Source organism: Paenibacillus sp. GCM10027629 (assembly GCF_042676425.1).
Lineage (GTDB): Bacteria > Bacillota > Bacilli > Paenibacillales > Paenibacillaceae > Paenibacillus_K > Paenibacillus_K terrigena.
In genome coordinates, this window is the sequence record NZ_JBHTGZ010000009.1 from 1,091,646 (window position 1) to 1,118,387 (window position 26,742).

Here is a 26,742-nt window from a genome sequence, read left to right on the forward strand (position 1 = left end):
CCAAGTTCAGACGTAATCCGATTATATCATCGTGTCTGTTTATATGCAATATGAAAGAACCTGATAAAGCTATCAGGTTCTTTTTTGATATCTCGCTTATTGATAATCTGCGTAACAGTTAACAGTATCGTACTAACTTTTTAGTAATAAACGGAATTTCCAATGCCGCCGGTTACCGAAATGACATCGCCGCTAATCGATGCCGATAAAGGTGAAGCCAGGAAGGTAACGACATTGGCAATTTCCTCCGCTGTAATCAAGCGACCGAGTGAATTCATTGCCTCTAACTGGCGTAAAGCATCCTCATCAGTAACCCGTTCTCTAAATGCTTCTGTACTTACAATACCTGGATAAACCGCATTTACGGTAATTCCGTGCTTTCCTAATTCCATTGATGCGGATTTTGTTAAATGGACAACAGATGCATTACGCGGACCGGAACTAAAATAACTCCCACCTATTCTTGCAGCTAAACCACTTATATTAATGATACGTCCCCAATTATTTTTTATCATATAAGGTGCTACAGCACGGATACTTCGAAAATAGCCCAAATACTTTTCTTCAAAATCTTTCAGAATTAGTTCATCTTTAATGCTGTTAAAATCCTCTGGCTCCTGGCCGCCAACACGAGCCCCGCTGTTGATTAGAATATCAATACTCCCCATCGCCGCAACTGATTTTTCAACTAATTTTAGGATAGAGTCAGGATTCGTGGTATCTGCTACAATCGGATAGATATTTCTTTTTGTTTCCTGAGCCAATTCCTCTGCAGCGATTTTTAGTGAGGATTCGTTTCTTGAACAAATCGTACAGTCTACACCTTCCAGAGCCATTTGGCGGGCAATCGCTTTACCAATGCCACGGCTTCCTCCAATAACAAGTGCTTTTTTTCCAGATAACTTTAAATCCATACCTGCAACCTCCTAGTTTTAAATAACACGATATACGACATAGTCGAAAGTGATTTTTGTGATTAGCAACTCATTTCTTCCTTTAATTCTACCTATAAAAAATACTTGAATCAATTTCATATGAAGTACTCGCATTAGCAAGCCGCGAGATCAGCACTGGTACCTTGGGATGGATGAGCTGAAGCTGTTTATTTTCAGTTTTGTTCCAAGTCCCTCAAGAAAAACCCCCTATTTTCATACATAAATATAAAAATTTCATTTTGCACTTGAAACTTACGTAACGGAATGTCTTATGATTTGGATACCGGTAAAAACCTCGCGCGAAAAAAGGGGCTGATCATGAAACGGGAGTGGAAAGTTGGAGAACTTGCGAAATTAGCGGGATTAACGGTTCGAACATTGCGATACTACGACCAGATCGATTTGTACTCGCCATCCGGTCATACCGAATCCGGACACAGGATCTATACCGAATCCGATATTGCACGCCTACAGCAAATTCTGTCATTGAAGGAGCTCGGCTTGTCGTTGGATCGGGTCAAATCTGTTATTGCCGGCAATCATTTCAGCCTGTTCGACATTGTTTCTCTTCAAATTGAGCGTCTAAAGGAAAGTATAAGCTTACAACAAAAACTTTTACAGGAATTAGAGCATGTAACAAGCCTAATGCAGAGAAAAGAACCGTTGACTGTTCAAGAATTCACTAAACTATTGAGCGCCATGAGGAAGAGCCATCATAAATATTTTGCCGTGCAGGAAGCGAGCTGGGAATCCCATCTCGACCGACTTGGCGATTATCTTGGCGGACATCCAGATGACGCTTCCCAAGGGAGGACAAAATAAACCATGAATGAACGATCTGTAGAGTACTCTACCTTTGTTATCGAGAGAAATTATAATGCATCGCCCGAGCGGGTATTCTCCGCCTGGTCGGACCCGTCGGCCAAAGCCCGGTGGTTCCCGAAAGCCGATGAGTTCGACTTCCGGGTTGGTGGTCGAGAGATCAACCGCGGCGGCCCGCCGAACGGTCCGTTTTACACTTTCGACGCTTGCTACCATGAGATCGTTCAGGACAGTCGCATCGTTTATACTTACACCTTGGATCAAGGAGAGACTCGGATGTCAGTCTCCGTGACAACGGTAGAAATAAAGCGATTGGGCAACGGCACTCAACTCATCTACACCGAACAAGGAGCTTTCTTCGATGGTCACGATAAACCAGAACAACGCGAGCACGGCACAAAATTTATTTTAGATAAGCTGGGCTTGGAGCTGCAGAACGAATGAAGGGGTCACCTCACGAAACGGAAAAAATCGTACGTTTAGAGTCACTGATTGGACTTAATTCCCAAATCACAGGAGGAAAATTCAATGAAAAAAGTAATTTCGAAAGACGGAACCGCCATTGCATTTGATAAATCCGGGAATGGACCGGCGATCATCCTGGTATGCGCTGCATTTCAAACTCGCTCGGATCCGATGATGAAGCAACTTGCTTCGCTTCTGTCACCCCACTATACCGTGTTCAACTACGATCGTCGGGGTCGAGGGGATAGCGGTGACACTTCGCCGTACGCGATTGAGCGCGAAGTCGAAGATATCGAAGCTCTCATCAACGAGGCTGGCGGATCGGCATTCGTATTCGGTATGTCTTCCGGTGGAGTCCTTGGCCTCGAAGCGGCTCGCAAGCTTGCTATCGCGAAGCTGGTATTGTACGAGCCACCGTTCGTCGTTGACAATACGCGTCCTCCGCTGCCGAAGGGTTACTTAGAGCAGCTCAAAGAGCTGACAACGTCGGGCCGCAGAGGCGACGCAGTCGAGCATTTCTTGACGAAGGCAGCAGGCGTGCCTGCCGATTTCGTTGCTCCGATGCGAAGCGCGCCATTCTGGCCGGCGATGGAAGATGTAGCGCACACATTGGTCTATGATGGCACCATCATGGGTGACACCATGTCGGGCAACCCATTGCCAACCGAGCGGTGGTCTTCCGTCTCGATGCCTACGCTCGTGGTGGGTGGAGGGACAAGTCCTGAGTACCAGCAAAATGCGGTGAAAGCGCTCGTGGACAGACTCCCCAATGCAAAGCGCCACATTCTGGAAGGTCAAGATCATAACGTGGCTCCGGATTACCTCGCTCCCGTTTTGACTGATTTTTTCTCCATGTAAATTAAAGGAGACTATAGCAATGAGAAAAATCATTTTACTCTTTTTGCAGCTATGCTTGATTGATGAATACCGGATTAATGTCAATCCAATTGTTGTTGGGGGAGGAAAACCTCTGTTTAAAAATATCAAGGACAGAATCGATCTTAAACTTGTAGAGACCAAAACGTTTAGTTCTGGAGTCGTAGGGCTTGTCTACGGAGTGAGACGGGGTGAGGGCAATGAAGAACGCCTTGCATGGAAATGAGATGATGGCCGGTATGCGTGAATGGATCGGGCTCGCGGTACTGGCCTTACCCGCCCTTCTTGTCTCGATTGATCTCTCGGTAATGATTCTCGCACTGCCGCACATTGGTGCCGACCTCGGCGCCGATAGCGCTCAGCAGTTGTGGATCATCGACATCTACGGATTCATGCTCGCCGGGTTCTTGATCACCATGGGGACGCTGGGAGATCGGATCGGCCGCCGCAAACTGCTGTTGATCGGCGGGAGTGCATTCATGATAGCCTCGATTTTGGCTGCATTCTCCCGAAGCGCTGAGATGCTCATTGCGGCCCGCGCAATACTCGGTATAGCCGGAGCGACTGTATCGCCTTCTACTCTAGCCTTGATTAGCAACATGTTCCGTGACCATAAGCAGCGCTCCCTTGCCATCGGAATATGGTTAACGTGCTCTATGGGCGGGATGGCGCTCGGGCCTGTGGTTGGAGGTATCATGCTAGATCACTTCTGGTGGGGCTCGGTGTTCCTTCTAGGTGTGCCGGTCATGTTGCTTCTACTAATAACCGGACCCATGTTGCTGCCTGAATACCGGCACCCCGAATCCGGTCGGCTGGATTTGACCAGTGTTGCTTTATCTCTAGGCGCCATCCTGCCGATCATATACGGCCTCAAGGAAATCGCCAAGTACGGTCTGCAGATGGTGCCTGCGCTGTTAATACTAACGGGTGTCGTCCTAGGCACGGTGTTTGTGTCGCGGCAGCGCAGGCTTACGAGTCCCCTACTCGATTTACGCCTGCTTGCGAGTCCCGGATTCAGCACTGCACTGGGGGCCATGTTCGGTATTACACTGACAGGAGCGACCATGCTCTTCATCGCGCAGTACCTCCAATTCGTGCAAGGAATGTCGCCACTTCAGGCAGGGTTGTATATGCTCCCTGGAGTAATTGCCTCGATGGTCGGTATGTTTTTCTCACCGCTAATCGCACGCCGGATCCGACCGGCCCGTCTTATCGGAACGGGACTATTGATATCGACCGCGGGCTGTTTTCTGCTAACCCAGGTGGGAGTTGAGTCAGGTCTTACGTTTATGGTGCTCGGGTACATCTGCTTCAGTATAGGTGCAGCCCCTCTCCCGAGTTTATCCAGCGACCTTATTATCGGCTCAGCCCCGCCAGAGAAGGCAGGATCGGCGGCGTCCATGCTGCAAACCAGCGGCGAATTCGCTTTCGCGCTGGGCATCGCAGTCTTGGGCAGCATCGGCACGATCGTTTACCGCAACCAGGTGGCGAACTCTATTCCCGCCGACTTGCCGGCTTCCGCGGTTCAAGCATCCCGCGACAGCTTGGCTGGTGCCTCAACTATAGCGGAAGGCCTCTCCGAACAAGTCGGCAAGGCACTGCTCACGGGGGCCCGCGAAGCCTTTACGAGTGGGATGCACGCCGTTGCTGCAGCCAGTGGTACAATCATGCTGGTTATCATCGTCCTTGTCGTTACTCGACTTCGGCACCTACGACCAATCGGAGAGACTCAGTCTAGCCAATCCGGTAATATTCCAGAAGCAGTACCCGGCGCTGCCAAAGAATCAAGTTAGTTGCACTGCAAGTCATGTTTAAGTAAGAGCATCAAAAAAGCCGACCAAAACTGGAACAATACAGTTTTGGTCGGCTTATTTCCTTTTAATCAACCAAACACACCACCAGGAAGACGCTTGAGGTTATTCGGAAACAAAAATAGTTGAATATAGACTGGGTTAAATCATTGTTCAAAAGGCGGTGGTCGCGTATATACTAACTTCTTTTATACCTAAGTATTCGGCGATACATCTTCCTAGCCTTCAGCTTAAGAAAATGGGACATTGCCGGATATAGGTTGGCTTCAATAATGAAAACACGCCCATGCCGATCTGTTGCAACGTCCAGGCCATAAATACGGTGTCCAGGGAACAATACTTTTAATCTTTTCGCGGAGCGAAGCGAAACCTTATCTATTCGGGATTTTAATGCGGTAACAGACAAGTGACTAATGGATGAACGCTTGATACCCTTTTTAAACCTAAGCAGTTTTCCATTACTCCGCGTATTATTGGAAACAATATAATTTTTGCCCGCAACCTTGATCACCCTTCCCGTGACTACCCATCTGGATGAATATTTTTTCCGTTGAACGATAACTCTCATATCAAAGGGGCGATTATTTATGGTCGGACGAGTTATTCTCTCTTGTACCATATAAGAGTCATCCCCGATTTTCATTTTGATATATTGATAGGTATCCTCTTTTCCCGATTTCATCGTTTCTATATTCTCGTAATGTATGGCGTAGTTGTCATTCCCCAAATCGGAGACCTGAATGACACCCCGTCCACGGCTCCCCCAAACCGGCTTAACTATGACGTGCCCATATTTGTCCACAAGGCTCCACAAGGATTCACGACTCATCTTCCTGGTTTCCGGCAGGTATGGCGCTAGGGAGGCACTCCTTTTCATAAACAAATATTTCTTATATTTATTTTTTGCTAATGTTCCCACAGTACTCCACCTTTCTCGAATGGTTAAACCCAGTCTTTTTAGACCATCCAACAACCGCTTATTTGGAGCTTAGATCCCGATGGATCGTTTGTTTTCCATAATGGTTCTGATCATTGTTTGATCGGAGAGTTGAGTAAATAACATATGGCCCGGACGTGAATTAGCTTCAATGATCCATATGCGGCCTTTCTTGTCTAAGGCGAGATCAACCCCTAATTCATGAATCGAATGCCATTTATTAACTGTTTTAGCTATGACAATGGATAGTTCTTCTATTTTGCGATAACAGGCGTCCACTTTGGATTGGTTATTCTGAAAAACACTTATGAGTACCTTTTGCAAAGGTTCTGCATGGCCCCCTTTATGATAATTGGTCACAAATTTATGTGGGGCGGCAACACGGGCGGCCATACCCGAAATCTCCCATTTGTGTTTTGGCTTCTGCAGGTATACTCGGATATCAAAAATTACTCCATGATACTTCTCTAATCGTAGGCCTTTCTGTACCAAATACCGATGCTTTGATTTCCGGTACGAGCGAATCGCTTTTAAGACAGAGGAATGTCCCGCAATCTTCATACTTGAGCCAGAGCGAACCTCATATCCCTTTCCCAATCTCTTGACACGAATGATTCCGTTACCACCGCTCCCGTGATTGGGTTTTATAAAGACAGATGAATAGGTTTGGAGCATTCTTAAGGTCCTTGAATTCGTCATCCAGTGAGTTTCAGGCAAATGTGGACGCAATATAGGGTTCCGGATCATTTCCTTATGCTTCTTCATTTTTCCAATGGTCATTGAAATCCTCTTCTCTTGTTAGGTTCCAGATATAAAGAGCATATTCATAAATATCTCTACTGCTATAGACAAACATCTAAACTTTCAACAATTGACCATCCACGCTGGGGCGTAGCCCTCTAATGAAGACTCAATAACCGGCAAGGAAGCAAATAAGAAATACGGTTTAAAAATTGAATGGCAAAATAGATAAAGCCGATTTCCCTGTGGAAAATCGGCAATTGCACGGACTTGTATAGACAATAGAAGATCTTTAATGCCTACTCCTTCTTATGCGATTCAAGCCATTTTGCTAGTGTATCGATTTCTTTTTCATTTAGCCTCGATTCAAAGGAAGGCATGCCCTTTCCGCCTTCGTGAATCTGTTCGGCAATTTGTGATTTTTGCAGTCTATCACCTACTTCACGCAGGTTCGGTCCAACTTTGCCTCGCAAGTCTGAAGCATGACAGGCGAGGCAGTTGGCTTGATATAATGCGATCGCTTTATCCGTACTGATCGCAGCACCCGAAGAAATTGAATCGCCTCCGTCAGAAGGTTTAGTCACGCACCCCGCGACAATCATCATGATAATTGCAAGCAGAAGTATAACATCATGTCTTCGTAAGATTATCATCTTGCAACCACCGATAGACCTCTATTTCTGTTCTGTGTCTTTCTTCGATTTCCTTGGTTCATTCTGGTCATCTTCCCCTTGCTGTAGCAGATCTCTTGCTCCTGCTCTAAACTCTCTTAAGGTCGTCCCGATCGCCCGGCCCAATTGCGGTAATTTCGAAGGGCCGAACAGAAGAAGTGCAACAAGAATAATCAGGATAAATCCAGTTACGCCAATATTGGGCATCGAACACTCATCTCCATTTCTTCTCTAAGTTCCCGTTAAGTCGTAACTAGTAGAGCTGTCGCGTACATAAGGACAATGCCTAAGGCAACGCTGCTGAAGTTCCTCCATGAGAACAAGGAATATTGGTGCTGAGCAGACTCCTTCATGATCATTCTCGTAATGACATAAATGACTTGTATAATTGCGCCGGCACCAATACCGAAGAACAGCGCCGCAAGCGTGTTATTGAGGATTAAACCTCCCGTCCATACACCTAAGATAGCAGGTCCCCCGCCGATGATAGCGAGCTTCACGAAGGTTAGCCAAGTCGGGTGTCCTTTGGTCAATGGAGCTGCGATTCCGATGCCTTCCGTAATATTATGAAGGGTAAACCCGATCACTAAGAAGGTTCCTAGCGCCGCCTCTCCTACAGCGAAAGCTGTACCGATCGCCAATCCTTCACCAAAATTGTGCAGTCCGATCCCTGCAGCCAGTTTAAAGGCGAGCGATTTTCCTTCTGTGGATCCATCTCGTGGTTTCTTGTGTCGATTTGCTTGATCAATTGTTGCCAAGAGCAGGAAGCTGAGAAATGCACCGAACCAGACCAGAGCTGTACCTTGGAAAAGCGTTGGAGCCTGTGCCGCGAATTCCAGACCTTCATCGAGCGTATCAATGACCAGAAAGAACAACAGTCCAATCGTGAAGGCGAGTACGGCATGCATGCCGCGCACCGAAAACCGACGCATTAACGGGTACCATAATAGTCCGAGTGCAACTGGAACAACACCGACATAGGTCCCGATCATTGCGTATTTCCATATTCGATCGCCGCTCAGCACAGGCGTCTCAAATGCTACAGCGATCTCTTGCGCGAATATGACACTGTTCGTCGTGACCATACGAATTTCATGCGCATCGCCTTCTACCCAAGGATAAGGGGTCTTGACGGTGGCCTGACCCATCCGGGGAATCGTCGTACTTGGTTCCATATTGAAATTCCAATAGGCATCATCGATCATGATCTGTGCGATGGTAAGCTCCTGCGGCCCCGAGTTCAGTACATTCAATGTGATGCCGTCACGAGATAATACCGTTTTTTCAACATTGAGACTTTCGATTGGCACAGGCGAATCCTGGCGAATCCCTGTTCCAAGCGTCATAATAGCCGCAATCATCCCCACGAGCAGTACGATTGGGAGAATACCCCATAGCAGCATGCTACGCTTTTTTTCTTTTCCTTGCGCTGCGCGAACATTAGTTGGCAACTGACTCATCTACCGACACTCCCCTCTATTCCGCTTCAAAGAAACCAATCCAGCCTAACTCAGTGAATTCGCTTACATGGGCGTGAAACATATATTTACCCGGGGCTGGAAATACGATCTCGACAATACCTCTCTCACCTTGCATTTGTGAAATGGTGTCCGTATAGTAAGGACGCGCTTCGGGATCTGCTCCCGTTGCATAATAATTGAAAAATGCTGCATGCAGGTGGAACGAGTTAATAAGATCGAACTCCAGGAAGTTGCTTAGATAAATTCGAACCAATTTTCCTGATCTAACCTTGATTGGCTCTTGCATAAAAGCAAAAGCATAGGTATTCACAGCATAAACTTCGTTTCCCCCATCAAAATCAATATCGAATCCATTCATAACCATTGAGAATTCTTGTGCCGGTGCACGAGGGATCTTCGGGTCAATGATGAAATTGCCATACATTCCTTTCTCGATGTGTTTCCTGAATGGTTGTACGTGACAATGATAGACCATCATTCCAGCTGGTTTGGCCTCAAATTCGTAGGTAAATGTACCACCAGGAGGAATTGGCTCCAATCCGTCCATATTCGTCGGATGAATGCCGTGAAAATGAATCGAATGTGGATGCGAAGTCGCATTGCTGAATTTAATTTTGACAATGTCTCCTTCTATACAGCGGATTGTAGGTCCCGGGATCGTTCCGTTATAGGTCCAACCCGGATATTTAATCCCTTTCATAATCTCGATTTCCTTCTCCAGCGCCGTCATTTCATACTCACGGACTGTCTTGCCGTCTGCGCGTTTGCTGACTTTTCCGTAGTCGAAATTCGATAGTGCGGCTTGCGCCATCTTTAGCCCCTCCGTTACTTCCGTTCCGGGGTCGTACCCGTGCTGCATCCCGTGTGACCCTTGGCTCTTCGTTACATGTGCATCATGGGATTCCGCACTAATGATGCCCCCTAACAAAGAACCTGGATTAAGCAGCGCGCCACCAATCAACGCAGCAGCCCCTGCTGCTCCTGTCTTTAAGAAGCTTCGACGGGAGACTTGATTATTACGCTTGACCATCATATTCCTCCTTATGAATCAATGTTTGCAAAATACAACTTTCTTTACCTAGGGAAACTTTTTGTCCAAAAAAAGGGGCATCTATCTCATATTTGTTTCTGATTATAAGCCCAAGAGAATTTGCTGTAAAGCTATTTTTTTGTTCTTAGGCATAAAAGTTTCATTGGTGCAAAATTTGTCTCATTTTGAACCTAAAATAAGCCGCAGACATCGATGCATCTGCGGCTTGAACTATGCTCAAGATCCACCTTTATAATATAAAAGGATGAGGCATTATGCATGCACGACTACCAGAGTGGATGCAATCAAAGTAATCACAAAGGCCGGAACTGCTTGTGCAACAGGATGCTTGACTCTGAAATGTGAAAGGCATGCGACCAGCATCGTGATACCAATCCAAATGCCTGCCCATGCGGCCGCTGTCGGATACCAGTATCCGATGACAAGACCTACTGCCCCGGCAAGTTGAACGAGCCCTGTAATAACTCGAAACCATTGCGGTAGTTTAAGAGACTCGAACATTTCAACAAAATTTTTCGCACCAGCCAGCTTGCTTCCGCCACCAAAGGCCATGGAGACGAGCAGAAAACTTTGTAAAATAACCGAAATGATAATCATAAGGTTCTCCTTCCTTTCCTTTTCAATTAGACCAACGACTTAAAATCAGTTGGCGCCTAGTTGGATCTGCAATCGCGTTTTTTAGTAGAAATTTAAAGTTTGCGGCTCTTCGGACGTAGCGCCCACGAGGCGATATTTAGTGCAGCATAGGAAAGCGGAAGGATAAAATTAAACCCGTTATCACCATAATCGTTAGCAAACGCATGAGATAAAGCCGCACCAGTCATTAAAAAGAAGATACCAGCGTGAACCCATTCTTTAAGCCGAGGGTAACCTGGCACGACGAGAGCGATGGATCCGAGCACTTTCCAAATCCCGAGAATGGTCATGACGTATAATGGGTAACCAAGATTCGTCACTAGCTCGATGTTTCCTCCAAATTGCATCAGTTGCCCAATACCACTTAACATAACAGCTGCTGCGAGTAGTAATGTGGCAGTCCAATAAGTAATCATTTTTCCTCTAGACTGGATGTCTACTTTCGCGATTGTTTCCACACCGATAATTTTACTCATTTTTTTCCTCCTCATAATTGTTTCTAGTGAAGCTTAATCAGGTTGCAAACTTTCCAAATGACTTACTCCTAATTGGACACCTTTTAGTGTCGATTTGATTATATGACACCATTCGGTGTCCTGTCAACAACATTTTTTAAACTCAACATCTTAAAAAACCTCGGTGCGATAATACTGAAGATTTATGATCATGACTCAGTTTTGTTGGGTATTTAATCTCAGTCGGTTCTAAATAACTTTCATATAGCGAATGAATTCAAAAAGTAAAATAGAGTTTACATATACTGAGTTCAAAAGATTGCGGAGGGATCATGTGAAGCGGAAATGGGGCCTGGACGAGATAATCGAGCATTTTACGTTTCTTCCAACGAAAAATAAAAAAGTATTCGAACTTAAGTCCAAATACTTTGCCCAGGCGAACGATTGTTATTCTATGTGCTCCTTCGTGGTTCACAACGTTTACGCCACTTCTCAAATAAAAACAGTCGCAGAGTACCGGCGGTTATGCCGGTACTCTGCGACTGTTTGGCGCGTATCGGATCGAGAAACTTAGTTCATTGGACTCTCATCGGCCGAGGGACCGTACATGCTCGGCACCGGAATATCGAGAAGCCGCAAGTATACCCCGAGCTGCGCCCGGTGGTGGACCATGTGGCTTAATCCGAAGGTGCGGAGCGCGATCGCCCGCGGCTGGCGGAGAATGATATGGTCGCCGTGGCGCAGCGTCCATTCCTCGCCGAGCGTTTTCTCGTCGCATTCTGCGAGCAACTGTTCAAACTTGCCGACGTTCGCGTCGAACTCCTCTAGAACGTCAGCGCGTTTTTCCAAAGCCTCCCGCCGCTGCGGTACGGTCGAAAGATCGAACTCCGAGTACTGAAAAATCGCGATTTGCCAGTTCAGCAGGTTGATCAGGTGCGTGACCAGCCCGCCGAGACTCATCGATTTCTCGTGCGGCTTCCACGACATATGCTCTTCAGGCAAGCGTTCCAGAATGCGGCGCGTAGTTGCCAGTTCATGCGTTGCGTCGCCGACGATCAGTTGTTTGACCATAAATTCATCTCCTCTCATATGGTTTAGCATACTATATATTCCAGTCTATTGGAAAGCTCTCTTAACCGATCTTGATTACCGATGGGTAAGTTATACGCTACTACCCGATGATACGCCTATATTTTTGCCGTCTTATTCCTCCACAATTGCGACCGGACGGGCCCAGCCAGCACTCGCCATTTCTACTTTGATCGGGAAGCAGCAGACTTTGAAGCCATGCGGCTTCGGAATTTTCTCCAAATTAGCCAGCTTTTCGATCTGGCAATATTCCCGGTCTTTACCGACATAATGCGCTGCCCACAGAACGCCTTCCCTCGGCTGCTTTTTATATGCTTCGGCCTGTAGGTTGAGCGGAATATCCCAGCCCCAGCCGTCAGTACCAACTACCTTGACGCCTTGGTCCAGAAGCCACAGTGTAGCGTCGGCCGATACCCCGGCATGAAGGAACGCATAATGTTCGTGGTACAGCCGTTTGTCCGCATCGCTCCGGATGAGAACGATATCGAGCGGTTTCAGCGTATACGCGATCCGTTTCAGTTCGGCGATCAGGTCATCCGTCGTAATCTCGTACCCCGGCGGCTTCGCGCTGAAATCGAGCAACACGCCATCGGAATAAAACCATTCTAGCGGCAGTTCGTCAATCGTTCTTGCCTGTTTGCCTTCCGAAGTCGGCCAGTAATGCCACGGTGCGTCGATATGAGTACCTGCATGCGTATTCAGCGTCACCGTTTCCGTCGCCCATGCCTTGCCTTCCGGAAAATCCTCCTGCTTGAGGCCAAGTGCCATCGCCGCTTGCAGCGCCCCGTCTTCATGGGTCGCATACTCGATCTTTGCCGGCAGCGGCTCGCGGATACGCGGACTAATTGGCACGCTCAAGTCAATAAGCTTCATCATGTATTCCCCTTCCCATGTCTCCTGCTTCATGTCATTATACCAAATTGCCCCAACTGAAATAGTGACGGGGAGAACATTAGCTCTCCCCGTTTCATTATCGATCAATCCAACATTTCGTAACAATCATCATACAATCTAACCTTCGATTCAACACTGTGTAGTGTGTATTATTGCAAGATCGCTTTAGCTACGATGGTAAGGTCTATTATTTCCACTTTACCGTCATGATTCACATCCGCTTTCTCATTCCACCTTGCTTGACCTTGCTCCGTACCATAGGCACTTGCAATAATAGCCAAGTCTCCGATCGATATCTTTCCATCTCCATTGACGTCTGCGGATATTTTCTTGCTTTCAAACACACGAACGGCCTCATCCAATGCGGATTTCGCACTATCTACCTGCTGCTGAGTAGCATTCGGATCGTTCGCTATCGCTTGGGCCGCATCAAGGGAAGTACGCAATTGCGCTTTGGAGCCAATCGCATACAGTTTGTCCTCATTTCCTTCCACTGCAGCATTATACTTGGCAAGCGTGCTTGCGATCAGAGCGTTCAACAATGATTTATCTACTGCTGGGATGCTTAATTGGATATCGCGCGATGCACCGCTAATCTGAAGTTCATCCCCTTGTCCGTTAGCAATCACAACACTGCCTACAGATACAGACGTATTCGTTGCCTGGGTTACCGGCTTAACCTTAAATTTGAATTTCACCAAATCGCCTTGAGGAAGCACGCCCTGATTTACCCCTACACTGGCAGCGATAATGCGGACTTTTCCAGGCTCAGCCTCCTTCTGATCGATAATTTGAAATCCGTCTCTAACCGATTGGGCAGATTCGAAAGTCAATTTCGCCGGATCATAGTTCAGCGTCAGATCTTGGCCATACACTTGCTGGAATACGCTTGGGGTTACGTCGCTTAATCCCATCGTCTGATCGAAGGATTGGCCGGAATTCGCCGTCTGAGGACCGGTTAATACGGCATTCGGATCTCTGGTTGCTTTGGCCAATTCAACGATTTCGCTTGCGCTAAGAGCCTTGTTGAATATTTTCAATTCATCCAGACTGCCTTTGAAATAGGAAGTTCTAGAACCTCCAGATACTTCTGCGCCGACTATCGCCATTGGACCATTCACTTTAGCGTTGATCGTTTCTTTTAGTACACCATTTACATAAAGAGCAGTTCCGGTGCTGGTGCCTACAAAAGTCAGATGAGTCCATTGGTTGGAAGGGATACTATAATTGTAAATATGATCTTTAGAACCGTAGACGGTAACCCCAACTTTACCTGTTTTATTATATTGGTTGATTTTTATGGCTGAAGTCGCGCCGCTTAGAAGTGCCTCATTACCCGTTGTATTTGGCTGACCGTAGACCCACACGCCTGCCGTCCAGTTTCCTGTTATATCTTCGCCGCCTAAAGTGATGTAACCGGAGCTTCCATCGAACTTGATTCCATTTCCGAACTTGCCTGTTGTCCACGTCGCCCCGCCGACTAACGTTCCATTCTTATAGCCGGACGTATCGACCAAGGTGGTTCCTTTTCCTTCATCCATCTTCCACTCGGAATGAATAGGGACGAACGGAGGCTCCCATACGATCGGATCAGCGAAATATTTGATGCCTTTATTTTGCAATCTTGAAGTGTGATCAATCAGCCTTCCTTTAAAATCATCCCAGTTACGATTGCTCTGAGCAGTCCAGCCGACTTCAGCATTCGCGATTAATCGTGGATAGAGCATGTAATCCAAATGATCTGATGTCTCAAGCGTTTCTGACCATAGGGTACTTTCAACGCCATAAATATTGGCTCCCGATATACAATCCGTTGGGTTCCATGCATACGCTTTGTTGGTACTGACTAATCCTCTCCAAGATAAGCCAATTGGCGTATTACTGTAGTACTTCATGTCTAGATAAGCATTTGCCGGAGATACGATCACCTTCATCCCTTTTGCCTTCGCTGCAGTTCCCGTTGAAGCGTTGCAATGCCAGTTCTGCAGAATTGAGTCGCTCGTTGCTCCGCTAGAAGTATCTGAAGGGTCCCATCCAACTGCTTTCTTGCCATAATTTTTAGCAATCGTCGTCACTCTGCCAACAAAATAATCGTAATCAGACGCTGAAGTTGCGTCAGATTCGTCTCCCCCAATATGAATATAAGGTGAAGGTGATATCGCAGCAAGCTCGCGAATGACATCATCAACAAACTGATAGGTTACCTCAGAGCGAGCCATGAGCGTGCTATACCCTACAGCAATATCGGTGCGCATCGCCTTTTTTTGCCCATCCGGATTTAATTCTCCATAGGAAGCTAGCGCCGCATTCGTATGACCAGGCATATCGATTTCTGGAATGACTTCAATATAGCGTTCAGCCGCATAATTGACGATTTCTTTGAACTGCTCCTGCGTATAATATCCGCCAGGACCACCGCCAACCTGCCCTTTGCTTCCAATCTCTATGAGAGCAGGTCTAGATTTAATTTCAATTCGCCAACCTTGATCATCAGACAAATGCATATGAAACTTGTTGATCTTATACTGCGATGCCTGATCGATCTGACGTTTTACTTGATCCACGGTAAAGAAGTGTCGTGCCACATCCATCATGAGTCCACGATATTCGTATGCAGGCTTGTCACTGATATTGGAACTCGGGATCACCCATTGTACACCAGGAACAACGGTGCTCTTTTCAATATCTGCCGGCAAGAGTTGTAATAAGGTTTGAATCCCTCTAAAGACACCTTCCGGTTTATTAGCAGTTAGGGTAACTTGATCGGAAGTCGTGATCAACTTATAACCCTCACTTCCTTGGTCAGCATCTCCACCTATTGTCGTTAGAACAATACTACCGGCAATAGGATTGTTTGATTTTATGACGCTGATCTGATATCCGGTTGATTTATTCAGTTTATTGGCGAGCATTTGTCCATTCTTATATAATTCATCTGTTTCCACTGCATTGTTACCAGCTACAAAGATCGAAGTGGATTGTGTTAAAAGAAATTGCCCTGTTCCAGCTGTGTAACTTACAGGCTTGGGTAATATCGAAGGCTGAGCTGTTGCGGCGTTCGCCATATCAGGAAATGAGCTGATCATTTGTAGTGATATAAGTAAGGTTAAGGCTGTAGAAACTGCTTTTTTTATCAATAATTTTTTCAACCTTATTTCACCTCTTCTATGTTTTAGACGAGTAATTCGGAAGTGCAGGCACCCATTTAATTAACTAAAGCGTTTACTACCTTCTCAATTCAGAATTAATATTTTGCATTACTTATATGACAGCTATGCCACTCGCCCATCTCTCCTTCCCGAGAAATTCTTACAGCTAGAGAACGTTTGAACACGCAAAAAGGCACAAGCCTAAAGAAGCATCTCTTTAAGCTCATGCCTAGCAACGCTAGTTACACGCCTGATTTTGATGGTTACTCAATATGTTTTAACGTTCCCTTCCCCTAAAATAAGGGATAGGCGATTCTTAAGCAATAGTATCGACAAATGTTCCTACAATATTTCATTCTTTGCAGATTCATTTAATCATTCTTGCTGGTGATGCTCAAGTTCGCCATAAACATAAAAAAACCGCGATTTCCGCGGCTCCATAGCATATACTAATCATTTAATCCCTTTCCGTCGAGGATTTGCGGGATATATTTTTCAACCCTTGACTCTCGCGTTTTGAATTGTTTGGGTGCTGAAAAATGCAGAATGTACGCTCTTTGCCGTCCCGGCGTCAAGGCTTCGAAAGCCGATTTCAAGCCGGGGATTTCAACGAATTTATTTTGTAATTCTTCAGGCATGATGTATTCCGTATTCTTTTTTAATTTCACTTGCAAACCGGCTTTCTCAACTTCAATGGCTTCATCAATATAATCAGTCAAGATAAGCTGCATCTCATCTATTTCTTGCACGTTGGTGAACCGAATCTGGCGCGCCGCTTGCACATTCTCCGTTTGTTGGATGAGGATCCCGTGGGGATCTTTTAACAACGCACCTTTGTGAAACAATAGCGCGCAATAATCCTTAAACCCATGGATCAGAACGATGTTTTTATCGTCAAACGTGTAACAAGGATGCATCCACTTAAAATCCTCGGTCAGCCCGCAGTCAAGAACGATTTCTCGGAGCAGCTCGAATTCTTCCTTCCACTTCTTAAGCTTGTTAAAATAGGGATCAATCTTAGAATTCCTTTCACCTTTTATCATCAAGGAACGCCCCTCTGCTATTTTACTATCATTCATTTGTATCTCATTATAATCGACTTGTTATATTTTCCCAGGTTTCGTTGATTTGAGCTACGGTACTGATCAATTTCATGAATAAGTGAGATAACAGGAAGGTCTGCTTCTCGTACGTCCATTAAGGATGGTTTTTTTATTTCCGCCAAAATGTTGAACAGTCTGCCTTATCCAAAATATTAAACTCGATCATTTTCTCAAGTAATGTGAAATCAACTGGACGATCCCACCGAATACGCACTAACTCCTTGGAGTGATCATATCCAGCCTGCACAATTTCATCAGAAAAATGAGTAATCCCCACCCTCTCCGGGGCAACAGCCAAATGAGGTTTGGCTACACTAAAGCCAATGATAAATGTGTCGTGATCGGTAAACATAGGCTGATTCCACGCAATTTTTGGCATTAAATTCGGAAAATTTTTATGTACCCATGTCAAAACTTCTTCCGTACGGGCCCGATGTTGTGGATGATCAATACGTGCTAAATACTCTGCAAAAACTTCCATGTTGTACCCTCCAAAAAAATGATATCGTTCAGTTCAATAGCCAGCAAGCCTTAGCAAATCCTCTATGTCATCATACTGCAGAACTCTAGCCAAAGAACCAATCGCCTCCTTGGTAGGTACCCTATCATCATTCACCATGGACTGGATGAGCGAATAACTGATTCCGCTTTTTTCCGCAAGCTTGCGAAGCGTCATATTCTGCTGCTTACGTAATTGTTCAATCGTTTGCCCGAATGTCATCTTTTCTCCCCCCTCATATATGAACTTGTAATACAATACCATAGGGTCGCTCGTCATCGTATGAACAGCCAGTTCAGGCTGGTAACCTGAACTCCCCCTTAAGTTCTTCTTAACACCATTGTAGCTGCCCCTTCCTCATCTTTGCAATGTACATGATTTGTCCCGTGTGACTGGGCAAATAATGAATGAATAATCAGAATTGGCACCCGATAGGGTGCCATTTCGCATAACTAAGGTTATATTTGATTTGCGACTCTCATTAGGAAATGGTTTTTAATAGCGATCCGAGCCTGTCTAAGTTTTGTTCATTTGCCTCTTCGCAAATGGGCTTAAACTGGATATATTCTTTTTCTGTTTCAAATGTCTGCCGAAAAGTGACCTCTGTTCCGCCGTCAGCGGATTCAAATGTACCCGTCAGTATAAAATGAGGTCTATTGTCATGTCTCAAAACAATACGTTCGGGACCGATCTCTTGAAAAACGACTCTGTTCGGGTATTCGGCTCCGTTCGGGCCATGCATGGTGTATTCCCAGATGCCTGCGGATCTTAAATCGAACGTGTGGAATGTATTCGTGAAACCGTGAGGTCCCCACCATTGGGCGAGCAGTGCCGGTTCCGTCCAGGCCTGGTACACCAGATCCCGAGGGGCAGCCAACTTGCGACGAGACACGAGTTCGAAGGTGTCTGCGTTAGTCTAAACGGATTTAACGTTTACTTCAAGTATTGTCCCGTGATCGACTGCTCCGCATGGATGATCTGCGGAGGTGTGCCCTCGAACACCACCTGGCCGCCCCTGCTACCTCCGTCCGGTCCCATATCGATGATCCAATCCGCATGGCTGATCACACCGATGTTGTGCTCGATGACGATCACCGTATTGCCAGCATCGACAAGGCGGTTCATGATCTCCAGAAGGTGACCGATATCTGACATATGCAGGCCGGTCGTCGGCTCGTCCATCACGTAGATGCTGCCCTTCTTATGCAGCTCACTTGCCAGTTTGATACGCTGGCACTCTCCGCCCGATAGTGTACTGAGCGGCTGGCCGAGCGTAATATAGTTCAGCCCCACATCGCTCATCGCTTGCAGCTTACGAACAACTTCTTTCAGTTCGAAGAATTCCAAGGCTTGCTCAACGGTCATTTCCAGTACTTCTGCAATGGACTTGCCGTTCAGCTTGTACGCGAGCACCTCTTCCTTGAAACGTCTGCCTCCGCATACTTCGCATGGCAGCTTAACGCTTTCGAAGAATGAAAGGTCCAAGTACACTACACCCAGCCCTTGGCAGTTTTCGCAAGCCCCCTTGGAGTTGAAGCTGAACAAGCTTGGGCTCACCTTGTTCGCGGAAGCAAACGCTTTGCGGACATCATCCAGTATGCCCGTGTAGGTCGCGGGATTCGAGCGTGTCGACACGCCTATCGCTGATTGGTCGATGACGATCGCATCCGGATGCTGGCTCAGGAATACGTCGTTAATTAGGGTGCTCTTGCCCGAACCGGCGACGCCGGTAACGACTGTCAGCACTCCGGTTGGAATATCTACGCTCACGTTCTGCAAGTTGTGCAGCTTGGCGTTCTTGATGGACAGCTTGCCGGATGGGTGCCTGCAATCATTCTTTAGCTGTAGCGGCCGTTTCATATGAGTGCCTGTCAATGTACCTGACTCCAGCAGACCTGGGTAGCTTCCTTCATACACAATGTTACCTCCTCGGCTGCCGGCATAAGGCCCGACGTCGACGATATGATCCGCCACTTTGATGACATCGGGATCATGCTCGACGACAAGCACGGTATTGCCCTTGTCGCGCAGCTTCTGAAGGAATTCATTTAGACGGTGAACATCGCGGGGGTGGAGGCCAACGCTGGGTTCATCGAAGATGTAAGTGACATCCACCAGACTCCCACTCAGATGCTTCACCATTTTGACGCGCTGCGACTCTCCGCCGGATAAGGTATCCGTCTCGCGGTCCAGCGTCAAGTAGTCAAGTCCGATATCCACCAGATGCTGCAGCCGCTCCTTCAGCGACTTGACCATCGGCGCGGCGGCAGCATCGTCAATCTCCCGAATGGTGTGAATGAGTTGTCCGACCTCCATGGAGGACAGCTCCGCAATGTTATGTCCATGGATCTTACAGCCTAGTGCGGCTTGACTGAGTCTCGCGCCGTGACAGCTAGAGCAAGGACCCTCGGAGATATACGGCGCAACGGTTTGTTGCGTGCGTTCGGACTTCGTCTTTACATCCTGCTTGATGTATTTGTTGGTGAACTTTTCGATGACGCCTTCCACGGTAATATTCGTTGCCTTCCCGGCGAAATCCATCTTCACTTTCCTTGCCTTGCCGTACAGCAACTGCTCTAGGTCTTCATCCGAGTATTCGCTGAGCTTCTTATCGGGATCATAGGAACCCGACTGTACAAGCATGTTCCATTCCCATCCGTTCACCGTATATCCAGGCAGCATAATTGCCCCTTCATTTAACGACATGGACATGTCTACCGCTTTGTCCATGACGACGCAAAGGCTGCGGCCGATCCCGTTGCATTCGGGACACATGCCTTGCGGATCGTTAAACGAGAACATGTTCGCTCCTCCAACATAGGGCTGTCCTACACGTGAGAAGAGAAGTCGGAGAATGGGGGAAATATCGGTAATGGTGCCCATCGTGGAATGGGAACCCCCGCCCAACCGCTTCTGATCGACAATAACAGCCATGCTCAGGTTCTCGATCGCGTCCGCATCCGGCTGCGGATATTTGGGCAGGAAAGTGCGCACGAACATGCTGAAGTTCTCATTCAGCAATCGCGTGGATTCTGCGGCGATCGTATCGAAGACGATCGATGACTTGCCGGATCCGGATACGCCGGTGAAGATTGTAATCTTCCGCTTGGGAATGCGTAAGGATACGTTCTTGAGATTGTTTTCCCTCGCACCCGAGATGACAATATGCTCCTGATTAGAGTCACTCATGCATAACATCCTTCCGATCGTGTTAATTTTTACTCATATCATTCTTAAAAATGTCCGAAGTAGACACAAACCGGCTGCAAACGACATGCAGCCGGTTTATGTTGTTTCAGGTAAAGCAGGTTTAAAGATCTACCTACCGAATGCGATTAGTCCTCCAACGCTTGATCAAACCCTTTGAACCAATTACTCCAGCCATACTTAGCGCCTCCAAGGGCTTGCTCATTGGAGATGCCGGTTTGTTCGAGATGAAGGTTCACCTTACCGTCTTCTAAATTCTGCAGCGTCCAGGTGACCGTGTGCTTTTCTCCGCTTTCCCACGTATAAGACAACCGGTGTGGGGCTTCTACGATAAGCACTTCGCCTTCAATAATGCCATTCCACCATTCGGTCGGCTGCGTGCTGAACTGAAAACGGTGTCCTACGACGGGCTTGAAATTATTTTCCATCGGTTGACCGGTTTGGTTGTTGACTATCCACTTGGCAAGCTTGTTGGAATCGGTTAAAGCAGACCACACCTTCTCGATCGATGACGTGTACTGAAAATCTAATGTTAATGTAAAGCTCATTCTTCTTCCTCCTCTAATAGTTGGTTCAAGCGCATCATATTCGTAAGCCAGAATTTGCTGTAGAAACCCACCCAATCTTGAACTTCTTTGAGGGGTTCGGCGTTTAGCCTAAATCGCGTTTCTCTGCCGACTTTACGGTCAAGCACCAATCCGGCTTCTTTCAAGATTGTCAAATGCTTGGATACCGCTGTTCGGCCCATTTGAAACTGTGTCGTTAACTCATGAAGCGGTAGCTCCTCTGCGGCTGATAACAACTGAATCAGTCGGCGCCTCGTTGGATCTGCAATTGCATCAAACACATCCCGCATCTGATTGTTCTCGCTCACAACACCCTCTCCAATTTCTTATTTCTGTAGTAGACTGCTAGAAGCTAATTAGACACCATTTAGTGTCACTTTGATTATAAGACACCATTCGGTGTCGTGTCAACATCATTTTAAAACTCCACATGAAAACTGTCAGTCAGCAAAATCCACACCATGAAATGGGCTTCCTATGGGAATCATTATTGCCGTATGGTGTCCCTAATATAAGGCATTCTGGGAGACCGATCATCATTATTTGCCTCTATCTGAACATAATTTGTTACGTAGCAACCACATGTTGCATGTCTTCACAGCTTTCTAAAAAGCCTAACCGCTCCACATGATACAAATCATAGATTTGATCCGTATGATTTATCGTTTGATAGACTTCAAGGTTTGTATCATTGGCTAATTTGACATACTGTAGTTTTTCTACCGCTTTCTTCGATCGAATATTTCCTTTTCGGATCTTCATGAATACCGTTTCGATATTATGTTGTAGAAACAGTTCAGCCAAAAAGGATTCCTTCGCTCGTTGGTTATAACCTTTGCCAAAATAAGGAGTTCCGATCCATGTGGCCAAGAAGCCTGTATTATCAACAATATTATATAGATCAATGTTACCAATGGGATGTCCCATCTCGTTAAGAATCGTTCTAGATATACATGTCTTCTGTTCTTCTTGGGCGATCAACTGATTTGTTATGAATAAATATTCTTCATAAGATTGGCATTTATAACGAACATAAGGAAAAACTACTGGATCCATCATTAAGTTGTACAGTGAATGGCATTCGTACAAGTCTCGTTTTTTTAACATTGAATCTACCACCTAGTCCTTTTAATTCGCTATATCAAACAATTTAAGTATATAAAAGGACTTCGGGAGTTATATGAACTCTACATTTTCTTTGTGTAAAATTCATCGCTATAAAGAGCATGTTTTGAAAAAAGATTGATCAAAACATGCTCTTATTTAATGTTTTCCATACAATACTTTCTTTGGATTTATAATGATGATTACAACATAAGCCACATCTTCACTTATCAAGCATATTCTCTGAATTTTTGGGTGGGTTATTACTTTCTCACACTCCAAATAGGAACATAATCGTTGTTGCATCTTTTACTTCCATGGCTTCACCTCCCTTCGAAGGGAAACCATGCCAACCCAAGATTCAATTGTTATCTATATTTTACCTTTTTCCCCACCTACGCACAAGCGTTCTCATATGTTTATAGCAGTTTGACGAAATTATATTCCGATAAAATAAAAAAAAACGCGATTTACGCGGAACTTAAACAGTGCGGTTGTATAATGAGTTTTGACGACATTTTAAGATTAGCCTATTCTATTTAAGAAGCATTATTTCGTAGTGTAAAAATGAGGAGTACAACAATGAATAATTTTTATAGGGCGTTAACATATGTAAATGAAATTTTTTATGAACCTAATCACATAAAAATAAACTCCATACGAGAAGAAACTCAAAATTCAGAATATGGAGCCGGGATATTTCAGCTAGATTCTATATCGGTAAGATTTAGAGTTGCAAAAATAACACCTACTAAGACTGGACAGTTTGTTGCCTTCTGGGAAAAAGATTTTGATAATAAGAACCAAGCATTTTCATATGAAAACGCCCCTGATTTATTGGTTATTAATACCTTTACTAAGAACAATCATGATTTTGGACAATTCGTTTTCCCAAAAGAACTTCTATTAAGACAAAATATCCTTAAAACAGCTACTTCAAAAGGGAAAATGGCAATAAGAGTTTACCCTAGTTGGGATACCCCGACTAGTAAACAAGCTATAGCAACACAAAAATGGCAAATACCATATTTTGTTACTGCGAACAGTAAAAATAGCTTACAAAGACAAAAACTAATAAAACTATATTTCAACTAAAGGGGGGCTTTATTTATTCCCACTTTGATTAAAGGAGATGCCCCCTCTCCGTCGTAAATATCCGAGTCTTCACGTTTCCGTCATGATACCGCCATTAACATGTAATACTTGCCCCGTTACAAAGGAAGCATCATCCGAGGCCAAATAAATGTAGGTTGGTGCAAGCTCGAATGGCTGTCCTGCGCGTTTCATAGGTGTTTCCAAACCAAATGTTTTTACATATTCGGCAGAATAACTTGATACGATAAGCGGGGTCCAAATCGGGCCTGGTGCCACAGCGTTGACTCTAATGCCTCTGCTAACAAGTTGAAGTGACAATGACCGAGTGAAGGATACAATCGCGCCCTTTGTGGAGGAATAATCGACAAGGAGAGGGGCGCCCGCATAGGCGGTTACGGATGCCGTCGAAATAATCGAACTTCCTGGCTTCAAGTGCGGGAGCGCTGCTTTGGTCATATAGAAATGCGGAAAAATGTTGGTGCGAAAAGTATTTTCAAGCTGCTCATTTGAAATGTTCAATATGCTTTCCTGAGGGAACTGAACGCCTTGATTCAATACGAGAACGTCAAGATTGCCATAGCACTCCAATGTCCTTCCTACCACTTCCTCAGAAAAAGCAGGATCCCGTAAATCTCCTTCGATTAGCAGGCAGCGACGCCCGTAATACTCCACCCTGCGTTTAGTCTCTTCCGCATCCACGCGTTCATACAAGTAGGCTATCGCTACATCCGCACCTTCTTTGGCGAAGCCAATCGCAATTGCACGGCCGATACCGCTATCCCCTCCAGTGATGATGGCTATTTTCCCAGCTAATTTCCCGCTTCCCTGGTATGCGGGATTGTCGGATATCGGTAACGGGTTCATTAAATACTCTAGACCGGGCTGAACGTTCTGATGTTGCGGCGGAAAAGTAATAGGCACCTGCCTACAGCGCATTTCATAATTATAATATGGATAATACGGAATCATTACGAATCCTCCTTATCTTTCATTGCATAAGCAGGATATTCGCCCAATTTCCGACTTGTTACATAACAAGCGTTCAGCCGCTAATTGTTTTTCTTATTTGTTAAATCATCAATATTCTTATTTCCTTCATCAGTTATATCGTCATAAACCTGATTTCCACTTTTAGTAACTTCGTCATACAAACGCTTACCTGTATCGCGAGCATAACTCCATGCGAAATTTTTGCGTTCAGTAATCTTTTTAAAGAGCTCGCTCTGGGGGAAAGCATTTTCTTTTTTAGTTTCTAGATACTTAAGGGCTGCTAGTAGATTATCATGTTCTTTGTTCGCTAGACCTTGCATTGTTTCTTTTGTTCTATTGATAGTTCCCTGTTTCTGTTCTTTTTTTATATTTGCCTCCCCTGCTCCTTTTTCTTTCCATATCGTCCACTCGCCTCGTAATTTATCATACGTTTTATCCAGATAATTTTTCAGTGCTTCGTCATTATCAACGAAAGTAAATTCTCCACCACCAGATGCAGCAACCTGTCGAAGCAGTTTTTGTCCTTCTTTATCCACATCAAAACCAATAATATTCACAATTGTCTTAACTTTTGATTGATTGAGTTCTTTTGCAATCTGTACTGGATTACCTCCACAAGTTTCAATTCCATCACTTACCACGTATACAATTGAATCGGTTGTTTCAGGATTAATATCTTGTTTTACGGATTTTAGGGCATTCGCAATTGGTGTCCACCCTGCTGGTTCTATAGCTTGAAGTACTGTTTTTATTTGATTGGTCTGCTCACCTTGACCATGAAAGATTTCTTCTGTACTGTTACAGGATGCTTTTTTATCCTTCTGACTACTTGTTCCTTTATGTCCATACACCCGCAAAGATACCTCTGCATTTTTTGGCAACTTATCCCCAAAGCTCTGAATAGCTTCTTTTGCAGAATCCATTTTTGATTTCCCATTAATCGTTGCTCTCATGCTGCCGCTGGCATCAAGTAAGATTGAAATATGTAGCTTCCTACTTGAGGGTAATGTAACCTTTTCATTAGGTCGTGGATTATTCACTGTAACTTCGGATTCAAAATTAATGAAAGTGGACACGTAAGGGCGATAGTCTTCAGCCAATAGGAGGAGTAGTTCTTCCTCATATTGATCAGCTGTCAAATCGCTTGGTAATTGGTCCAGAGCCTCTTGAACTTTCTGTTCATCAAAGTTAGAGCCAGCAAAACGTCCTGGAGGTTTCATTAATATTTGTTCATCTGTTAAGGGAGTCTGAGGATTAGTTCGAATTGAATCTGATGGGGTCTGAATTTGCGAGGTGTTTTTTTCAGGTTCATTACTTTGATATGAATCTAATGGGTTCTGAACTTTTGAGGTATTCTTTTCAGGTTCATTACTACAACCAGCAAGGAATACGATTAACGTTATAAATATGAAGATAGTCCTTCGAATCATCAACTTACCTCCAATTAATAATCTTCTTGTGACGGTCCGCCACAGCCATATCTAAGGTATGAAACAATGGGTGCAGGTATGAACCCATTTATACGCAGAGTGACCGATTAGGGCATCAAGCTTTTCCGAGGATATACCTGTTAATCAGGCTGATACGAGCAGACTAAATCTGCCGATTTCCATTCGTATCGAAGCTTTAATTCGTTTCCACTTTGGTCGGCGGTCATAATGAAAGGCTCTGCTTTCGGCTCGTGCAAAATAACCCGAATATCGTTTCCATTCTTCTCGTATTCCCCGATCCATATTTGGGTAAAGTTGCCCATCGTTTCATGAACCGATAAAGGGTCCCTATCGGAAGTTGGATTTTCAAGAAATTTCATCTCGGTAAAGCAAGACGACGATTGGGAACCGGCGGCAAGCTTCCAGTACCCCTCTATTTTCAACTCTGCGGCTTCCGTTTTTTTTGCATGATTACAACCAACCAGCAAGGAAACGGCAAATAATGCAGCCATCGTTCCTACTACTGTACTTTTCATCAATTACCCTCCTCTTCATTTCAATATGCCATCTTTTGTTTCAAAATGGAGTCTTTAGGTACAAAAGACTTTGCCTTTGCCGCGCTTACAGCATTCAACCTGTATCAATTCATATATCCAATACCTGTTTATTAGAAAAATTAGTAGAACAACTAACGTTATTCTGGACTATTTCATTTAATCACTCCAAATTGTTGAG

29 protein-coding genes are annotated in these 26,742 nt (G+C 45.3%); 6 read left to right on the plus strand and 23 right to left on the minus strand.

Annotated elements, in window-relative coordinates:
- Positions 1–140: 140 nt before the first annotated feature.
- Complete coding sequence (locus tag ACFQZR_RS14440; RefSeq protein ID WP_379346965.1) at positions 141–914, minus strand: SDR family NAD(P)-dependent oxidoreductase; 774 nt, start codon at positions 912–914, stop codon at positions 141–143.
- Positions 915–1,253: 339 nt separating this feature from the next.
- Between ACFQZR_RS14440 and ACFQZR_RS14445 the strand changes: the two genes are divergently transcribed.
- The 5 genes from ACFQZR_RS14445 (at position 1,254) to ACFQZR_RS14465 (ending at position 4,891) form a co-directional block, all read left to right on the plus strand.
- A complete protein-coding gene (locus ACFQZR_RS14445) occupies positions 1,254–1,757 on the plus strand; it encodes a MerR family transcriptional regulator (RefSeq protein ID WP_379346967.1) in 504 nt (167 codons plus the stop codon).
- A 3-nt stretch (positions 1,758–1,760) separates the two neighbouring features.
- The gene (locus ACFQZR_RS14450; RefSeq protein WP_379346969.1) at positions 1,761–2,201 is read left to right on the plus strand and encodes an SRPBCC family protein; all 441 of its coding nucleotides are present in this window, start codon (positions 1,761–1,763) and stop codon (positions 2,199–2,201) included.
- 84 nt (positions 2,202–2,285) lie between these two features.
- Positions 2,286–3,080, plus strand: a complete 795-nt coding sequence (locus ACFQZR_RS14455; protein ID WP_379346971.1) for an alpha/beta fold hydrolase — start codon at positions 2,286–2,288, stop codon at positions 3,078–3,080.
- 19 nt (positions 3,081–3,099) lie between these two features.
- Positions 3,100–3,324: a dihydrofolate reductase family protein gene (locus ACFQZR_RS14460; protein WP_379346973.1), complete on the plus strand. Its 225-nt coding sequence runs from the start codon at positions 3,100–3,102 to the stop codon at positions 3,322–3,324.
- A gap of 13 nt (positions 3,325–3,337) precedes the next feature.
- Positions 3,338–4,891 carry an MFS transporter gene (locus tag ACFQZR_RS14465; protein ID WP_379348847.1) on the plus strand — a complete coding sequence of 518 codons (1,554 nt, stop codon included), beginning with the start codon at positions 3,338–3,340 and terminating at the stop codon, positions 4,889–4,891.
- A gap of 196 nt (positions 4,892–5,087) precedes the next feature.
- Here the strand turns inward: ACFQZR_RS14465 and ACFQZR_RS14470 are convergent, their stop codons facing one another.
- The 19 genes from ACFQZR_RS14470 to ACFQZR_RS14560 form a co-directional block, all read right to left on the minus strand.
- Positions 5,088–5,828 carry a YheC/YheD family protein gene (locus ACFQZR_RS14470; RefSeq protein ID WP_379346975.1) on the minus strand — a complete coding sequence of 247 codons (741 nt, stop codon included), beginning with the start codon at positions 5,826–5,828 and terminating at the stop codon, positions 5,088–5,090.
- A gap of 69 nt (positions 5,829–5,897) precedes the next feature.
- Positions 5,898–6,626, minus strand: coding sequence for a YheC/YheD family protein (locus ACFQZR_RS14475; RefSeq protein ID WP_379346977.1), 729 nt, complete (start codon positions 6,624–6,626; stop codon positions 5,898–5,900).
- A gap of 260 nt (positions 6,627–6,886) precedes the next feature.
- Positions 6,887–7,192 (minus strand): c-type cytochrome, encoded by a 306-nt coding sequence (locus tag ACFQZR_RS14480; protein ID WP_379346979.1) that lies wholly within the window; start codon positions 7,190–7,192, stop codon positions 6,887–6,889.
- A gap of 69 nt (positions 7,193–7,261) precedes the next feature.
- A complete protein-coding gene (gene tatA, locus ACFQZR_RS14485; RefSeq protein WP_379346981.1) occupies positions 7,262–7,465 on the minus strand; it encodes a twin-arginine translocase TatA/TatE family subunit in 204 nt (67 codons plus the stop codon).
- A gap of 35 nt (positions 7,466–7,500) precedes the next feature.
- The gene (locus ACFQZR_RS14490; protein WP_379346983.1) at positions 7,501–8,718 is read right to left on the minus strand and encodes a ZIP family metal transporter; all 1,218 of its coding nucleotides are present in this window, start codon (positions 8,716–8,718) and stop codon (positions 7,501–7,503) included.
- A gap of 16 nt (positions 8,719–8,734) precedes the next feature.
- Positions 8,735–9,772 (minus strand): multicopper oxidase domain-containing protein, encoded by a 1,038-nt coding sequence (locus ACFQZR_RS14495; protein ID WP_379346985.1) that lies wholly within the window; start codon positions 9,770–9,772, stop codon positions 8,735–8,737.
- Positions 9,773–10,042: 270 nt separating this feature from the next.
- The gene (locus ACFQZR_RS14500; RefSeq protein WP_379346987.1) at positions 10,043–10,387 is read right to left on the minus strand and encodes a DoxX family protein; all 345 of its coding nucleotides are present in this window, start codon (positions 10,385–10,387) and stop codon (positions 10,043–10,045) included.
- A gap of 92 nt (positions 10,388–10,479) precedes the next feature.
- A complete protein-coding gene (locus ACFQZR_RS14505) occupies positions 10,480–10,902 on the minus strand; it encodes a DoxX family protein (protein ID WP_379346989.1) in 423 nt (140 codons plus the stop codon).
- A gap of 549 nt (positions 10,903–11,451) precedes the next feature.
- Positions 11,452–11,952 (minus strand): DinB family protein, encoded by a 501-nt coding sequence (locus tag ACFQZR_RS14510; protein ID WP_379346991.1) that lies wholly within the window; start codon positions 11,950–11,952, stop codon positions 11,452–11,454.
- A 132-nt stretch (positions 11,953–12,084) separates the two neighbouring features.
- Positions 12,085–12,843 (minus strand): cyclase family protein, encoded by a 759-nt coding sequence (locus ACFQZR_RS14515; RefSeq protein ID WP_379348848.1) that lies wholly within the window; start codon positions 12,841–12,843, stop codon positions 12,085–12,087.
- A 170-nt stretch (positions 12,844–13,013) separates the two neighbouring features.
- Positions 13,014–16,013 carry a family 20 glycosylhydrolase gene (locus ACFQZR_RS14520; RefSeq protein WP_379346993.1) on the minus strand — a complete coding sequence of 1,000 codons (3,000 nt, stop codon included), beginning with the start codon at positions 16,011–16,013 and terminating at the stop codon, positions 13,014–13,016.
- A gap of 449 nt (positions 16,014–16,462) precedes the next feature.
- A complete protein-coding gene (locus ACFQZR_RS14525; RefSeq protein WP_379348849.1) occupies positions 16,463–17,056 on the minus strand; it encodes a YdeI/OmpD-associated family protein in 594 nt (197 codons plus the stop codon).
- A gap of 169 nt (positions 17,057–17,225) precedes the next feature.
- A complete protein-coding gene (locus ACFQZR_RS14530; protein WP_379346995.1) occupies positions 17,226–17,597 on the minus strand; it encodes an iron chaperone in 372 nt (123 codons plus the stop codon).
- A 33-nt stretch (positions 17,598–17,630) separates the two neighbouring features.
- A complete protein-coding gene (locus ACFQZR_RS14535; RefSeq protein WP_379346997.1) occupies positions 17,631–17,837 on the minus strand; it encodes a helix-turn-helix domain-containing protein in 207 nt (68 codons plus the stop codon).
- 259 nt (positions 17,838–18,096) lie between these two features.
- On the minus strand, positions 18,097–18,507 hold the full coding sequence (locus tag ACFQZR_RS14540; RefSeq protein ID WP_379346999.1) for an SRPBCC domain-containing protein: 411 nt from the start codon (positions 18,505–18,507) through the stop codon (positions 18,097–18,099).
- A 41-nt stretch (positions 18,508–18,548) separates the two neighbouring features.
- Complete coding sequence (locus ACFQZR_RS14545) at positions 18,549–20,804, minus strand: ATP-binding cassette domain-containing protein (protein ID WP_379347001.1); 2,256 nt, start codon at positions 20,802–20,804, stop codon at positions 18,549–18,551.
- Positions 20,805–20,950: 146 nt separating this feature from the next.
- Entirely contained in the window at positions 20,951–21,370 is a 420-nt protein-coding gene (locus ACFQZR_RS14550; RefSeq protein ID WP_379347003.1) for an SRPBCC family protein, read from the minus strand.
- Positions 21,367–21,696: an ArsR/SmtB family transcription factor gene (locus tag ACFQZR_RS14555; protein ID WP_379347005.1), complete on the minus strand. Its 330-nt coding sequence runs from the start codon at positions 21,694–21,696 to the stop codon at positions 21,367–21,369. Before ACFQZR_RS14555 ends, ACFQZR_RS14550 begins: the two co-directional genes overlap by 4 nt.
- A 259-nt stretch (positions 21,697–21,955) precedes the next feature.
- A complete protein-coding gene (locus ACFQZR_RS14560; RefSeq protein WP_379347007.1) occupies positions 21,956–22,495 on the minus strand; it encodes a GNAT family N-acetyltransferase in 540 nt (179 codons plus the stop codon).
- Positions 22,496–23,074: 579 nt separating this feature from the next.
- Between ACFQZR_RS14560 and ACFQZR_RS14565 the strand changes: the two genes are divergently transcribed.
- Positions 23,075–23,587 carry a MepB family protein gene (locus ACFQZR_RS14565; RefSeq protein ID WP_379347009.1) on the plus strand — a complete coding sequence of 171 codons (513 nt, stop codon included), beginning with the start codon at positions 23,075–23,077 and terminating at the stop codon, positions 23,585–23,587.
- 69 nt (positions 23,588–23,656) lie between these two features.
- Here the strand turns inward: ACFQZR_RS14565 and ACFQZR_RS14570 are convergent, their stop codons facing one another.
- From ACFQZR_RS14570 to ACFQZR_RS14580, 3 genes are all read right to left on the minus strand, one after another.
- The gene (locus ACFQZR_RS14570) at positions 23,657–24,556 is read right to left on the minus strand and encodes an SDR family oxidoreductase (RefSeq protein WP_379347011.1); all 900 of its coding nucleotides are present in this window, start codon (positions 24,554–24,556) and stop codon (positions 23,657–23,659) included.
- An 80-nt stretch (positions 24,557–24,636) separates the two neighbouring features.
- Positions 24,637–26,007, minus strand: a complete 1,371-nt coding sequence (locus tag ACFQZR_RS14575) for a VWA domain-containing protein (RefSeq protein ID WP_379347013.1) — start codon at positions 26,005–26,007, stop codon at positions 24,637–24,639.
- A gap of 140 nt (positions 26,008–26,147) precedes the next feature.
- Positions 26,148–26,543 carry a hypothetical protein gene (locus ACFQZR_RS14580; RefSeq protein WP_379347015.1) on the minus strand — a complete coding sequence of 132 codons (396 nt, stop codon included), beginning with the start codon at positions 26,541–26,543 and terminating at the stop codon, positions 26,148–26,150.
- Between the last annotated feature and the right edge of the window lie 199 nt (positions 26,544–26,742).